Here is a 12,922-nt window from a genome sequence, read left to right on the forward strand (position 1 = left end):
AGCCGTTATCAGAGCGAAATCCGCTGGCACCGCCTGTGCTTTATAGGTTGGCATAAAGGAGATCTTATGAAAGCTCAATACCAACAATTCATCCGCACTCACAATCACAAAACTGCCATCAACGGTGAGACCCTGGTGGCTTTAAATGGCCTGACTGAACGCAATCATGTCGAGTACCTACAAGATGTCTGCGCCGATCTCTTCCCAAATCCACAGGGCCTGAAAGCCCTGGACATGGGAGCCGCCCACGGGGTTTGCGCTATGGCTTTGGCTGAACTGGGCATGCAAGTGGCGGCTTACGACATGTACCGTTCTTCTGTGGCGATTGTTCACAAAATGGCGATAGAGCAGCACTTGAATATTTCCTTCCGCGTGGGCGGCAGCCTGCAAATCGAGCAGCTGCAGGAAAAATTCGATTTGATCCATGACCGTGATTGTCTGACTCACATTCCACTGCCACTGGACCGGGCTCGTTTTCTGAAAAGTCTAAAAAATATACTGACTGAAGACGGCAAGCTTGTGATCCGCACTTCCATCCTCAGCCCGCAGTTCGATCCGGATGACAGCTTCGAATCCATTTGTTTGGATGCCGACTATGTTTTGTGGAGACAAACTCCAGAATCAGATGCTCCGGGTGTGGTGACCATGAACGGCCGTCACTGGACGGCTCAAAAAAGACTGCCTCCGGCAGAGGTGATTCGTCAGGAACTGTGCCGTGCTGGCTTCATGATTCTGGACGAAGAAATCGAGCTGGTTCCAGGCAACAACCCATCCACACTTCGACTTGTCGTCACTAGCGCACAGTAATGGTGCTGCTGAAACGCTAATCCCGTCCCGCATTGAAACGTTGTGAGGGGTACTCGCCCCTCTGCTTCTAGACCAAGGACTGAGCTGTTTGTTTATTGCGGATTTAGTTCCTTCAAGCCCCCTTTCCGTGGCAGAATTTTCCTATGGATTCCACGACTTACTTCCGCATCCGTCTAAGCACGATTCGCCCTGACAAAGTCACCAGTTTTGACATTTACATCCTTGTGGATGGTAAACATATTCTTTACCTGCGCGCGGGCGACAAACTTGCCTCCGGCAAAATCAAAACTTTGCACGGACGTGACACGGGCGATTCTTTCTTCGTGCGCATGGAAGACAAACAGACTTATCGCGACTGGGTGAAGGAAGAGATGAACTCAGACCTTCTGAACCCGTTTGATAAAGCCAAGATCCTGCGTGAATCCTCGGTCGCTTTGATGGAAGATCTCTTTGAAAATCCGGATGTGAACAAGGCCCTGGATGAGTCCCGCCCGATTATCACCGATTTCATTGACCTGATGGAAAACGCACCGGAGGCCATGGGCTTTATGATCTCTTTGTCCGGGCATGACTTCTATACTTACAATCATTCTTTGGACGTCAGCATTTATTCTTTGGGTTTGGGAAAAGCCCTTGGTTATGATGCAAAAACCCTGGAAGAGCTGGGCGTGGGCGCCCTTTTCCACGATATCGGCAAACGCAATGTCAGTCTGGACATCCTTTGCAAAAAAGGTGGCCTGACGGATGCCGAGTGGGAGCAGATGAAAATGCACCCGCAGTATGGTTTGGTTATCATGAACAACCACCCGAATATCAGTGATGCCATCAAAGCCGCCTGCTTTGAGCACCATGAGTCCTGGGCCGGCAACGGTTACCCTCAGCAGCTGGTGGCGGAAGAAATCCACCCGTTTGCAAGGATCGTCGCCATCACCGACACCTATGACGCCATGACCACGCAAAGATCCTACAACGTGCCGATGACACCGATGGATGCCGTCGCCATGATGAAGGAAAAACTGGCCGGTCGTTATGATCCCGACATGTTGAAAGCCATGTATTCAGTACTTTTCAAAATAAAGGTCGCTTAGATGAAGCTCGTTTTGCATTCTTTGGTTCTTATTGCCTGCGTTCCGCTGATTGCCATTGCTCTTGAACCCACCAACCCTGCTGGTTTTTGCGAACGCTTCATCGGCGAAAAAGAAATCAGCGAATGCCAAGAGCGCACTAAAACCGAAAACGTCGACTGGTATGCCGCTACGGTTTGCCACCTGCAACAAGACGACAAAGCCTTCTGGGCATGCTGGGACAGCATCCAGGGCCAAAGCTACAACCCGGCCGAGCTTTCCAAATGTGGAGAGAACACCGAAGCCAGCGATACCCAGCGCCAAAGCTGTATTGATGCCGCCCGTGGGGGTCGTAAGCCTGCGTCCGTGGCTCCGTTTCAGCCTTTAAAACTTAAAAAATAGGCCCCCACATTCTGGGGCTGTCGAAAAAGCTGACAGTCCCTTGTATTTTATTCTTCGGCACTGAATCAAATCCCCCGACTTCACCAAAATTTGATAGAACCTTTGCCACTATGAAAAAGCACTTCGTTTTCTTGGCAATTTTGGGACTTTCTTTGGTGGGCTGCAGCTACCCAATGGAAGAATTGGGTCTGTTTAAAACCGGCGGTCTTGAAATCAAAGGTTTCAGTAAATTCCAAAACGAAAAAGTCAGCTTCGACGTGGTGAAAGCCACAGCAATGAGCACGTGTCTGGAGTGTCACACCTCGGGTTCTCGCAGCATGGACACCGCAGAAGAAGTTCTGGCGCAAAAAGATTCTATTTTGTCTGTGATCAACAAAGGAACCATGCCCCCGCGCTCTTCCGGTTATCAAGCGCTAAGTGCGTGTGAAAAACAGATCCTTGAAACATGGATTGATGATCAAATGCGCAGCCGTTCTGACGTTCAGAAGGTCGGCGAGCTTTCCAACTGTGGCGAAGCCGAAGCCCCGGTTCAAAAACCAAAAACGGACCTTGCGACTTTGGAACTGAGCTTTGAGAATCTGAAAAAAGAAATCCTGGCGCCGAAGTGCATGGTCTGCCATAGCACGGAAACGGCGAAACGCACGATCCTGGAAACAGTGGCGGATCTTCATAACCACAACCTGCTGGCAGCCACCGCCGAAGAAAGCGTGCTGTATCAGGTGACGGTTCCTGGGATGAATAAACGCTTTATGCCTCCACAAAGAGGCAAGACGATTCTGGCTCCGCTGACGGAAGCAGAGTTGAGTTACATGAAACGCTGGATTGAAGCAGGCGCTAGGTAATAGATTTCTGAATCACCCTACTCCAACTCACCCAGCAGGAACTTCATCTGCTGATAGTCTTGAGCGGTGCCCAGAAGGCCTTGGGACTTGATAGAAGCGGTTTTCTTGATTTCAGAGGACTTGGGCGCCTTGGGTGCTGCCTTCTTCGCCTTGGGCGCGGCAGAGGCCTTTACAGTCGTGGCAGGGTCCCATTTTTCAGAGATGGCGCCGCCAGCTAGCGCCGTCTTTTCTGCTGTCGACAGCAACTCGGCTCCGGCCGAGATCAAAATGAATCTGTACTTGATCTGCTCGTTTTGATTCAACCAAAGCTCGGCACTGTGGCGAACGGACTTTTTCGTCGCCACAGTCTTAAGAGCAAACTTTTGCTGCACCCCGAAGCTGTCGGTCACTTCTAGATACAGCGATTCCCCTGGCGCCAGACTCGCATCCAATAGCTCCACGTTGGTGATCAGTTTATCACCAACGGGCCGGGTTGAATCTAGAAACAAGGGGTTGTGCTTTTTCAATTCCACATTTCCTGCGCAAGACTTGCCAAAGCAAGTCCCGCCGGGTTTTTCGGAGAGAAGTCATTCACTGGCAAATGCTTGTGGTGAGCTTCCTCGACCGCGATGGATTCAGGGATAAAGTTATTAAACACCGGGATGGAATAGTTCGTGCGAAGATCCTGGATGACCTTTTCCACAATACGGCGGTTGCGGTACTTGGAAATGATGATCCCACGCACGTTAATGGTGTGACCAAGACCGTTCTTGATGCTTTTCAAAGTCTCAAGGATCAGATCAATGCCCATCAACGAGAAGTACTCTGGACAGATCGGAATCACGATGTCCTTGGAGGCAATCAACGCATTCACGGTCAAAAGACCCAAAGACGGAGAACAGTCGATCACAACGATGTCGTATTCTTCTTTGATTTCTGCCAAGGCTCTTTTCAGGATGCTTTCACGGCCAAACTTCGTGGACATGGAGATTTCAATACCGCTCAGCATGATTTCAGACGGAATCACATCAATGCCGAAGGATTCAGAGAATACCACCGCGTCCTGCGCCTGCACTTCACCGGTGATAACGTCATAGATTGTGTCTTCGAAGTCTTCATCGCCAAAGATCGCGCGAGTGGCGGAAGATTGAGGGTCCAGGTCGACCAGAAGAACTTTTTTGCCTTCTTTCGCCCACTGAGATGCCACGTTGATTGCGGTGGTGGTTTTTGCCACGCCACCTTTTTGATTGATGAATGATACGATGCTGCCCATACACGATTCCCTTCGTGGTAGATAAAATTCAACACCTAAGTCTAGCTGTTTTATTTGGGCAATGTGAAGCGCGATTTCGATTTCACGACGCGGCTGCTTAACGATCCTTCAACAACAACTCGGAGGTCTTTTTGATCCAAGGAAGGTAAGCATCCACACGCGAATAAACGGAATAGTCATAGCACTTTGGCGAAAGTGGCGTTGCCGCTGTGTCACCCCGGCTGGTGACCCCCATCAATTGAAGTTCGCCATTTTTTTCGATGTAAGCCGGACCACCCGAGTCCCCACTGCACACACCTTTTTTCGCGGACTGATCGATCAGAATCTCATTTTGTCCATACTGGGCCTCACCGACTTTCAATTTTGTGGTGCGAAGAATTCCTGATCCTTTTTTTACCCCCAGAGTCCAACTCAGTCCATAACCGGCTACCACAACTTCGGCCCCCGCCTTCAGGTCTTTGAAGTCGGCAAACAACGGTGCCGGAGCATAGCCGACCGGAAGATATTCACCTCTGATACGGACCAGTGCGATGTCCGCCGTGTCATGCTTGCGGCCGCGATTTCGTTCGTAGTCTTCATGACGGAGGGACTTAATGGCGTAGCGCGAATTGTGCGCATTCATTTTCTTGATGTCATCTGTAAAGAAAACCAGCTGATGCATGGACCCTGGAATTACACAATGAGCTGCCGTCAAAATCAGATCTTTCGTGATCAAAGTTCCGGTACACAGCACACCAGTGCCTTCATTATAAAGCCCCACCGTGGAGCGCATGATCCGGCTGCCTGGCCCCACTTTTTCCCCGCCCACGACACTGAATGAGTCATCAGCCAGCACTTCCGCCGTGTTCTGCTGCCCGCAGGCCGCAAGCATCGCCACCGACAACAAACTCAAAGAAAGTTTCTTAAGCATCACACACCTCACGGTTTTGCAATCCTGTTTTACCAGATTTTCAGAGGAAAAAGTGCGGAAATCCACAGAGTGACGTTTATTGTTTTTCGCCCAAAAGTTCACCAGCAAAAACGGCCAAACTTTAGACACCGCCTGAAAGCTTTTCCAGAGGGGAAATGGTCATCAGAACCCCACCAAAATCCTGCTATATTCAGCACCTATGAAATCGCTTATTTTCTTTCTTGTTATGATCTCGTGTTCGGCATTTGCCGGCGATCGCATTCCTCAATGTTTCGATCGCAAAGACCGTATGGAATTTAACGAAAGTCAGGTCCTGACCTGGCGCGAGTTCATGGACAACAAGTTCACCGCCCGCGCCTTTGTGGATGGCACCCTGGTGCGCCTGATGGAAGACCGTCAGGGCCATGTGCACTTTGAAGTGGACCTGGATGAAAACCTGAACACCGACGATGACCGCGTTGAGGTGATTTATAACGTGAAATACGGCAAACTTCCTGAATACCAACCCGGCGATCGCATCATCGCCTGCGGTGACTTTGTGGTCGACAAGTATTCTCCACACAAAGCCGTGATCCACTGGCTGCATATCAATCCGAAAAAAGGCGGTCCTCACGAGGACGGCTTTATCGCCATCAACGGACAAGTGGCCGGACTGACTGACACCAAGGGATCTAAAAAATGAGATCCCTTCTCTGCGCCCTTCTGCCTCTGACCTTGGCCGCCTGTACTGGCTCGACTCCTGAGTCTTTATCCAAGATCGAGGCTCCGGGGGCGATCTATAACGGCGACACCCGTGAAGATGTCAGCTCCTCGTCGTCTCCGGAAAAAGAATTGGTCAAGGCCACAGCCGTCTTGGTTCATTCTTACCGATTGGCGCAGATACAAAATTCTGTGATCAAGCTGAATTCAACACCACTGGAACAGCTATATCCCCTGTGCCCGGATGAAAAATTCCTGCCGCAGCCGACTTTGGGTTTTTGTTCTGGGACTTTGATCGCCCCCAATCTTGTACTGACAGCGGGCCACTGTGTGGAAAATCAGAAAGAATGCGACGACAGTCAGTTCATTTTCGGATGGACTGAAGAAAAATCCCGCCAAGCGGTGCTGCCTTCCTCTGAAATCTACAGTTGCAAAAGCATTGTGAAGTTTGAACTAAACATCAGAAAAAATATCGACTATGCAATTCTGGAACTGGATCGCCCCGTTCCAGGAGTTCGCCCGGCAAAGATTGCCAAAGAAGTTCTGCTGAAACCCGATCAGACTCTGCTAAGTTTGTCACACCCACTGGGTCTGCCAGTAAAAAAAGACTACGCACGCGTGCTTTCTGACACTCCAGAGATGCACACTTTTAAAGTCCAAGTGGACACGTTCTCTGGCAGTTCAGGATCTCCGCTGTACAATGCTCAAGGTGAAATTGTCGGAATTCTATCTCGCGGTATGGATGACATTCTGGAAGATGACATTTATCGTGTGCAAAAAGAAGGCGGCTGCATCAACTTTAACACGTGCGCCGTCGGACTTTGCTTTGGTCAGACTTATTACAAAGCGCCCCGCATTGACCTTTAGCATATTCATAGCTTCTCGTTTAGGGACCAAGGTTCTTTCACTCTAAACTAGAGGCATGAACCAAAAGCAACTGCCCTGGTGGACCTGGGTCCTTCCTTTTTTCATTTTACTTGGAGGCACACTTCTAAGCCTCGCCTTCAAGGTATCCCAGGGGATCTATTGGATCTACTTCCCGATCAACTTCGGCGTGATCATGGCCCTGTGGTGGGGACCGCGGGTTTTTGCGGCCGTTTTCCTGAATGCTCTGGTTGCTATTTCGCTTTTTGGTTTGCCTCGCCCGGCCCTTTATCCCCTGTTTGCTCTGCCTGAAACCCTGGAAGTGATCTTCTCGTGGTTCCTGGTGCGCGAACGCTTCAAAGACCTGCATGCCTGGAAACCCAGCCCGAAAAACATCAGTCTTTATTTTGTGTATGGCCTGCTGATTCCGTCGGTGATTTGCTCCATCGCGATTCAGGCGCTGTTTGTTTTAACCGGCATTCAGGACAAAGCTCTGTTCGGCTGGAGCACGCTGATCACAACGGTCGGCGACCTGACGGGCGCGATCTTTATGAGCATACCGGCATTGATTCTGATTTCGCCTTGGCTGCGCAAACGCGGTCTTTCATTGTTTGCCGTCCAGCCTCTTCCCCCAATGCACTGGGAAACCCTGACTCGCAAAGAAAAGGTCTTGTTTGCAGTCGTGTTGACTGGAATGCTGGCTTTGGCCGTTTCCGTGCATTTACCGCAGACGTGGTATGTCTATGGCATCCTAATGCTTCTGTCGGCAGCCTGGTACGGAATGTATGCCGCCTTGGCAGTGAATACTTGGGTCGTGTTCCTGACGATCATTCTGCCAAAAGTGACAAATCTTCCTTGGTCCAACAGCTTCATCGAGGTGCAAACTCCGGCAACGCTGCTGACCTTGTGCTTCTGCTCGCTCATCACGGGCTCCGCGGTGACATCACTCACTGGAAAGATCCGCGAACTGAGCGAAACCGAAGGGCAGTTGAAAGCCGCGAAAGAGCAGGCCGAAGAAGCTTCCCGCGCAAAATCAGAATTCCTGGCCCGCATGAGCCATGAGATCAGAACGCCGCTGAATTCCGTCTTAGGAATGTTGGAACTTCTGCGCGAAACCCAACTTTCAAAAGATCAGGAAAGATACTTAACTTTATTCAGCCACGCCGGGGAAAACCTCAAGGCCCTCATCAATGACCTTTTGGATTTCTCAAAGATTGAAGCCAAAGCCCTGACGGTGGAAAACGTCAGCTATAATATTCACAGCACCATTCGCAGTGTCTTTGAAATCCTGCAAATCAAAGCAGAAGAACAAGGCCTGCACTTTGAGCTGCAAGTGTCCAAGGATGTGCCGGCCTTGCAATGGGGTGACCCCACCCGCCTTCGTCAGGTTTTATTCAACCTGATTGGCAACGCCCTGAAATTCACCACCGAAGGCCACGTCAAAGTAAAGGTCGATCTGACCAAAGAATCCCCCGAACAGCTGCTGATCGAAGTGCAGGACACCGGCATAGGCATCCCCCGCGACAAACAATCCAAACTGTTTTCGCCGTTCTTTCAGGGAGATCCCACGATCACCCGCAAATACGGGGGCACGGGGCTGGGATTGGTGATTTCCAAGAATCTGGTTGAAATCATGGGTGGCACCATGGAAATGAAAAGTCTTGCTGGTCGCGGAACCACCTTCAGGATCTTGCTTCCACACCGCCCGGACTTTAGCAGCAACATCGAGAAAAAAGCCAAACCCGCCATGGTCTGGAGCCAGCTTCCCGCAGACAAACGCTTCCGCCTGTTATTAGTCGATGATTCTGAAGACAACCGCGTATTGATGATTCACTATCTAAAAAGCCTGCCCTTTGACTGCGACGAAGCCGTTAATGGCCAGGAAGCCTTTGAAAAGTTCAAAGAGAGCAAATACGACCTGGTCTTTATGGATATGCAAATGCCCATTATGACCGGGTATAAGTCCACCGAACTGATCAGATACTACGAGAAGATGAATAAACTTCCACATACACCGATCATTGCCCTGACGGCCACGGCGGTAGTGGAAGACTTGCAACGGGCCATCAACAGCGGCTGTGATTCTTACGCTGTAAAACCGGTGAAGAAGGCAGAGATTCTAGAGATTCTGGCTCACAACTTAACGACAAAATCGCCGACCAAGGAAGCCTTCAAAGAACCGCCATCACCGAGTATTTGAGAACGGATTTTTCCGCGAACGCGTTTCTTGGAAAGCAGTTCCTGATAGAACGCCTCTTCATCATCCTCAGAGGGAAACTCGCTGACGATATCAAAATCAGTTTCCACCGGGCGCAAATACTGGATCTCGCCCTTGGCAATAACAATATTTTCGGTGTCCAGGCCCCGCTGCTTTAACCCTGCCAATGCCAATGCATAGGCAGCCAGAACAGCCGACGCATACAAACTGCCACCAAAGGCTGTGCCCTTGTGGTTTTTGCTCTTATCCAGGGACACACGAAAGTGTACGCGCGCGGAACTGATTTCTTTCACTTCAATGCCAAGATGCTCATACAGAGTGATCTTGTCCTTCAGAATCTGAATCAGCTCCTGCGGGTTTACTTCCATTGTTCATAGCCCCCGGCAAAGTTTGTGGCCTTTTTATAGCCCAGGAAATTCAAAGCATACACTGCCGCCCCCGAGCGCACACCGTGATTGCTGACAACCAGAATACGACTCTCTTTAGAAATGTTCTTTTCATAAAGGACGCGTTCAATCTTTTTAGACGGAAGTCCCTTGTCATCAAAGAATTCACGCCATTCAATATTCACCACCGGCGCTTTCACGGACTTTTCCGTGGAAAGATTGCGCAATGCGAACTCCTGACCGGAACGCACATCCAGCACGATCACAGGCTTTTCATTTTGCGTGACGTCTGCCTTGAACACTTTCAAAGGTGTATCCAGGTTTTCCGCCACTTCCGGCTTCCAGTAAGGTTTGTTCTGAACCTGAGGTGCTTCACGGTTGGGATTGGTGTTCATTTCTCGATAAGAAGTGTGAACCAGAGTATAGACGTTTTTCACACCCAGGACTTTCAGCGTCCAGGCCACACGGCCTTCTTCCCCGGCTCCTTGCGCACCTTTACCCAACACCACTACAGGAGTCGACGGATCTACGCCCACCAGGGCCAGCCTGCGCGCAATCGCAAACAGATCGTTTTGCAACAAACCACGGGACTTGGGATTTTGTTGAGAAAAGTCCTCCCAACGAACATTGATAGAACCCGGCACATGCGCCAGATTAAACTCAAACGCCGGACGAGCATCCAGGATCACCGTCTTGCCTTTAATCAATTGTTCAGCCGTGACATTTTCACCCATCACCGGCTCTTGCACAGTCACCTTCGTCGGCTTCATCTGACACGCAGAAAGCACCACAAATGCTGCAATCAAAACAAACTTCATAACATACCCCTGAAAAAACAAAAGGGAGCTTTCGCTCCCCTTTTAGATACTATTTTGTGATTCTCATTGTCGGGAAGAAGATGATATCGCGAATACTCGGACGATCTGTCAGAAGCATCACGATACGCTCGATACCGATTCCCACGCCCCCTGTTGGAGGCATACCAGCGTCGATCGCCAGCAGGAAGTCTTCATCCATCGGGTGAGCTTCTTCGTCCTTCGCACGGTTGGCTTCCTGTTCTTTCAAACGGGCCAACTGATCTTCCGGATCGTTCAGCTCAGAGTAAGCATTGCCGATTTCCATGCAGGCTGCGAACGGTTCGAAACGCTCAACCAGTCTGCTGTCGCGACGGTGAATCTTCGTCAGCGGAGAAATCTCCACCGGGTGATCCATCACGAATGTCGGCTGCACCAGGTGCTGCTCTGCTGTCAGTTCAAACAGTTCCATGATCATTTCGCCGCGTTTACCCGGCTCATCGATATCGCCACCGTTTTTACGGATGGCCTGGAAGATTTCCTGATCAGTTGCCTTGTCCGGATCAATGCCAGCGTATTCTTTAACCCCGTCATGAACCGTCAGACGTCTCCAAGGAGGTGTGAAGTCGATCTCTTTACCCTGATAAGTCACCTTCATGCTGCCGGTGATTTTCAAGGCCAAAGAAGAGATCAGTTCTTCGAACTGTTTCATCTGATAGTTGTAGTCCGTGTAAGCCTCGTAGAACTCAAGCAACGCAAATTCCGGGTTGTGAGTGCGGTCGATACCTTCGTTACGGAAGTTTTTGCTGATTTCGTAAACTTTCTCGAAACCACCCACGATCAGGCGTTTCAGGTAAAGCTCAGGCGAAATACGCATGTAAAGCTTCATGTCCAAAGCTTTGTGGTGTGTGGTGAACGGAGTCGCCGCAGCACCGCCGTAAACCGGCTGCAAGGTCGGGGTTTCCACTTCCATAAAACCACGGTCATCAAGGAAACGACGAACTTCCTTGATGATTTTGGAGCGTGTTTCAAACACTTTGCGGGAATCCGCATCGGTCATCAAATCCAGGTGTCTGTGACGATACTTGATTTCGATGTCCTGAACGCCGTGGAATTTCTCTGGCAAAGGCTCGATGGTTTTCGTCAGAATCTGGAAGGACTTTGCGTAAATTGAAAACTCGCCTTTTTGGGATTTGAAAACAAACCCCTCAATACCGACGATGTCACCCAGATCCACCAGCTCGAATGCCGCGCGGTCCTGTTCAGACAGCTCCTCAGTTTTTACATAGACCTGAACGGAACCCGTCTGATCCTGAAGATTGAAGAAAGACGCTTTCCCCATCATACGCAGGGTCATCAGACGGCCAGCAATACGATAAGAGAATTCAGGCTTCTTTTCTCCCGCCTGCAAAGTGGCTGCGTGTTCCGCAGTCACTTCAGAGATCTTCGCCTTGTTTTCAAAGACGTATGGATACGGGTTGATGCCTTTTTCACGAAGCGCATGAAGTTTTTTGCGCTTCTCGGCTCTTAGCGGATTTTCATTGATGCTCATAATTACTCCAGTTACGGGGCCCGCGGGCCCCTCCACTCTGTGCGCCCAGCGCTTATAGTTTTTTACCTGCGAAGGCTTCCATTACTTTATGCAAAAGCTCCAGAGCTTCTTTTTTCGGACGTTGGAAGGCATTGCGGCCCATGATGGAACCGAAGGCGCCACCTTGTGCCAGTTCGCCCACTTCTTTCAACAAATCATCAGTGCTCTTGGCTTCGCCGCCAGAGAAGATCACGATGCGTTTGCCGTTGAAGCAGGACTGAACGATGTGACGAGTGCGGTCCACTTGAGAGGACACTTTGATGCCCTGTTCTTCGTAAACTTTTTTCGCTGCGGCCTGTTCAAGGTGCGCAGAGGAAGGTTTCACTTTGATGATGTGAGCGCCCAACTGAGCCGCGATGTGAGCCGCATACGCGATCACGTCGATGCCAGTTTCGCCTTCTTTGGAAAGCTGCTCACCACGAGGGTAAGACCAGATGATCACCGCAAGACCGGCTTCTTTAGCCGCGCGTGCCGCCTGAGCGATTTCTTCGTATTGGTTTTTGCGTTCTGCAGACCCCGGATAGATCGTGAAACCGATACCCACGCAACCCAGTCTCAAAGCGTCGTCGATGTAAGACGTCATCGCAGAGATCGGAGCCTTGTTGGCATAAAGAGAATCCGAGTTGTTGATTTTCAGGATCAACGGGATTTCACCAGCATAGTCACGGGCGATAGCTTCGATCGCGCCCAGTGGAGCCGCGTAAGCGCTGCAACCGGATTCGATAGCCAGCTCTACGTGGTAAGCCGGGTCATAGCCATCTGGATTTTTCGCAAAAGAGCGAGCAGGTCCATGTTCGAAGCCCTGATCCACTGGCAAAATCACCAGCTTACCGGTGCCTGCCAACTTACCGTGGTTCAACATGCGAGCCAGGTTCGTCAATACCCCTGGATTATCAGCTCCGTACCAGCTCAAAATCTCTCTAACTCTTGGCGTCATCTAGATCTCCTATAACCTAAAGAAAACTTACATTCATATTATTAAGGCGTGTCTGAAAGCCTCCAGTGCAAGGCGCGAGGAGGCTTTCAGGCACACCCTAGGCCGGGGTAAATTTATGAAGTTTTTCAAGTTTAATCAAGCGCGTCTCTGCGATTA

General features: G+C 50.3%; 14 protein-coding genes. 7 read left to right on the plus strand and 7 right to left on the minus strand.

The features are described from left to right. Positions 1-66 precede the first annotated feature (66 nt). From ACNQKP_RS09010 to ACNQKP_RS09025, 4 genes are all read left to right on the plus strand, one after another. Positions 67-807 carry a class I SAM-dependent methyltransferase gene (locus ACNQKP_RS09010; RefSeq protein ID WP_417864269.1) on the plus strand — a complete coding sequence of 247 codons (741 nt, stop codon included), beginning with the start codon at positions 67-69 and terminating at the stop codon, positions 805-807. Between the two features lie 143 nt (positions 808-950). Next, positions 951-1,895 carry an HD-GYP domain-containing protein gene (locus tag ACNQKP_RS09015; RefSeq protein WP_417864271.1) on the plus strand — a complete coding sequence of 315 codons (945 nt, stop codon included), beginning with the start codon at positions 951-953 and terminating at the stop codon, positions 1,893-1,895. Then, entirely contained in the window at positions 1,896-2,273 is a 378-nt protein-coding gene (locus tag ACNQKP_RS09020; protein ID WP_417864273.1) for a hypothetical protein, read from the plus strand. Between the two features lie 110 nt (positions 2,274-2,383). Next, the gene (locus ACNQKP_RS09025) at positions 2,384-3,115 is read left to right on the plus strand and encodes a hypothetical protein (RefSeq protein WP_417864275.1); all 732 of its coding nucleotides are present in this window, start codon (positions 2,384-2,386) and stop codon (positions 3,113-3,115) included. A gap of 17 nt (positions 3,116-3,132) precedes the next feature. Here ACNQKP_RS09025 and ACNQKP_RS09030 read toward each other — a convergent pair whose 3' ends face one another. The 3 genes from ACNQKP_RS09030 to ACNQKP_RS09040 all read right to left on the minus strand — a co-directional run bounded on the left by ACNQKP_RS09030 (position 3,133) and on the right by ACNQKP_RS09040 (position 5,277). After that, complete coding sequence (locus ACNQKP_RS09030) at positions 3,133-3,627, minus strand: hypothetical protein (RefSeq protein ID WP_417864277.1); 495 nt, start codon at positions 3,625-3,627, stop codon at positions 3,133-3,135. Further along, a complete protein-coding gene (locus ACNQKP_RS09035) occupies positions 3,618-4,367 on the minus strand; it encodes a ParA family protein (RefSeq protein ID WP_011164754.1) in 750 nt (249 codons plus the stop codon). Before ACNQKP_RS09035 ends, ACNQKP_RS09030 begins: the two co-directional genes overlap by 10 nt. A gap of 97 nt (positions 4,368-4,464) precedes the next feature. Then, the gene (locus tag ACNQKP_RS09040; protein ID WP_417864279.1) at positions 4,465-5,277 is read right to left on the minus strand and encodes a S1 family peptidase; all 813 of its coding nucleotides are present in this window, start codon (positions 5,275-5,277) and stop codon (positions 4,465-4,467) included. A gap of 199 nt (positions 5,278-5,476) precedes the next feature. Between ACNQKP_RS09040 and ACNQKP_RS09045 the strand changes: the two genes are divergently transcribed. From ACNQKP_RS09045 to ACNQKP_RS09055, 3 genes are read left to right on the plus strand one after another with little or no spacing between them, the layout of a single operon-like run. Then, positions 5,477-5,959 carry a hypothetical protein gene (locus ACNQKP_RS09045; RefSeq protein WP_417864280.1) on the plus strand — a complete coding sequence of 161 codons (483 nt, stop codon included), beginning with the start codon at positions 5,477-5,479 and terminating at the stop codon, positions 5,957-5,959. Continuing rightward, positions 5,956-6,843 (plus strand): trypsin-like serine peptidase, encoded by an 888-nt coding sequence (locus tag ACNQKP_RS09050; protein WP_417864282.1) that lies wholly within the window; start codon positions 5,956-5,958, stop codon positions 6,841-6,843. Before ACNQKP_RS09045 ends, ACNQKP_RS09050 begins: the two co-directional genes overlap by 4 nt. Positions 6,844-6,898: 55 nt before the next feature. Next, positions 6,899-9,040 carry an ATP-binding protein gene (locus tag ACNQKP_RS09055; RefSeq protein ID WP_417864283.1) on the plus strand — a complete coding sequence of 714 codons (2,142 nt, stop codon included), beginning with the start codon at positions 6,899-6,901 and terminating at the stop codon, positions 9,038-9,040. Here the strand turns inward: ACNQKP_RS09055 and ACNQKP_RS09060 are convergent. Genes ACNQKP_RS09060 through ACNQKP_RS09075 form a run of 4 tightly spaced genes read right to left on the minus strand, consistent with a single transcriptional unit; the run spans position 8,974 to position 12,766 of the window. After that, a complete protein-coding gene (locus tag ACNQKP_RS09060; protein WP_088564971.1) occupies positions 8,974-9,426 on the minus strand; it encodes a YiiD C-terminal domain-containing protein in 453 nt (150 codons plus the stop codon). The two genes, ACNQKP_RS09055 and ACNQKP_RS09060, sit on opposite strands and share 67 nt — an antisense overlap. Then, a complete protein-coding gene (locus tag ACNQKP_RS09065; protein ID WP_417864285.1) occupies positions 9,417-10,262 on the minus strand; it encodes a sulfurtransferase in 846 nt (281 codons plus the stop codon). Before ACNQKP_RS09065 ends, ACNQKP_RS09060 begins: the two co-directional genes overlap by 10 nt. 49 nt (positions 10,263-10,311) lie before the next feature. Next, the gene (gene lysS, locus ACNQKP_RS09070) at positions 10,312-11,790 is read right to left on the minus strand and encodes a lysine--tRNA ligase (RefSeq protein ID WP_417864286.1); all 1,479 of its coding nucleotides are present in this window, start codon (positions 11,788-11,790) and stop codon (positions 10,312-10,314) included. 52 nt (positions 11,791-11,842) lie between these two features. Further along, positions 11,843-12,766, minus strand: coding sequence for a class I fructose-bisphosphate aldolase (locus tag ACNQKP_RS09075; protein WP_011164761.1), 924 nt, complete (start codon positions 12,764-12,766; stop codon positions 11,843-11,845). Between the last annotated feature and the right edge of the window lie 156 nt (positions 12,767-12,922).

Source organism: Bdellovibrio bacteriovorus (assembly GCF_048286975.1).
GTDB classification, from domain to species: Bacteria; Bdellovibrionota; Bdellovibrionia; order Bdellovibrionales; family Bdellovibrionaceae; genus Bdellovibrio; species Bdellovibrio bacteriovorus_H.

Bases quoted from the DNA above. Each gene is read 5' to 3' on its own strand.
- ACNQKP_RS09010 (WP_417864269.1), top strand. From the start codon at position 67: ATGAAAGCTCAATACCAACAATTCATCCGCACTCACAATCACAAAACT.
- ACNQKP_RS09015 (WP_417864271.1), top strand. From the start codon at position 951: ATGGATTCCACGACTTACTTCCGCATCCGTCTAAGCACGATTCGCCCT.
- ACNQKP_RS09020 (WP_417864273.1), top strand. From the start codon at position 1,896: ATGAAGCTCGTTTTGCATTCTTTGGTTCTTATTGCCTGCGTTCCGCTG.
- ACNQKP_RS09025 (WP_417864275.1), top strand. From the start codon at position 2,384: ATGAAAAAGCACTTCGTTTTCTTGGCAATTTTGGGACTTTCTTTGGTG.
- ACNQKP_RS09035 (WP_011164754.1), bottom strand. From the start codon at position 4,367: ATGGGCAGCATCGTATCATTCATCAATCAAAAAGGTGGCGTGGCAAAA.
- ACNQKP_RS09040 (WP_417864279.1), bottom strand. From the start codon at position 5,277: ATGCTTAAGAAACTTTCTTTGAGTTTGTTGTCGGTGGCGATGCTTGCG.
- ACNQKP_RS09045 (WP_417864280.1), top strand. From the start codon at position 5,477: ATGAAATCGCTTATTTTCTTTCTTGTTATGATCTCGTGTTCGGCATTT.
- ACNQKP_RS09050 (WP_417864282.1), top strand. From the start codon at position 5,956: ATGAGATCCCTTCTCTGCGCCCTTCTGCCTCTGACCTTGGCCGCCTGT.
- ACNQKP_RS09055 (WP_417864283.1), top strand. From the start codon at position 6,899: ATGAACCAAAAGCAACTGCCCTGGTGGACCTGGGTCCTTCCTTTTTTC.
- ACNQKP_RS09060 (WP_088564971.1), bottom strand. From the start codon at position 9,426: ATGGAAGTAAACCCGCAGGAGCTGATTCAGATTCTGAAGGACAAGATC.
- ACNQKP_RS09065 (WP_417864285.1), bottom strand. From the start codon at position 10,262: ATGAAGTTTGTTTTGATTGCAGCATTTGTGGTGCTTTCTGCGTGTCAG.
- lysS (WP_417864286.1), bottom strand. From the start codon at position 11,790: ATGAGCATCAATGAAAATCCGCTAAGAGCCGAGAAGCGCAAAAAACTT.
- ACNQKP_RS09075 (WP_011164761.1), bottom strand. From the start codon at position 12,766: ATGACGCCAAGAGTTAGAGAGATTTTGAGCTGGTACGGAGCTGATAAT.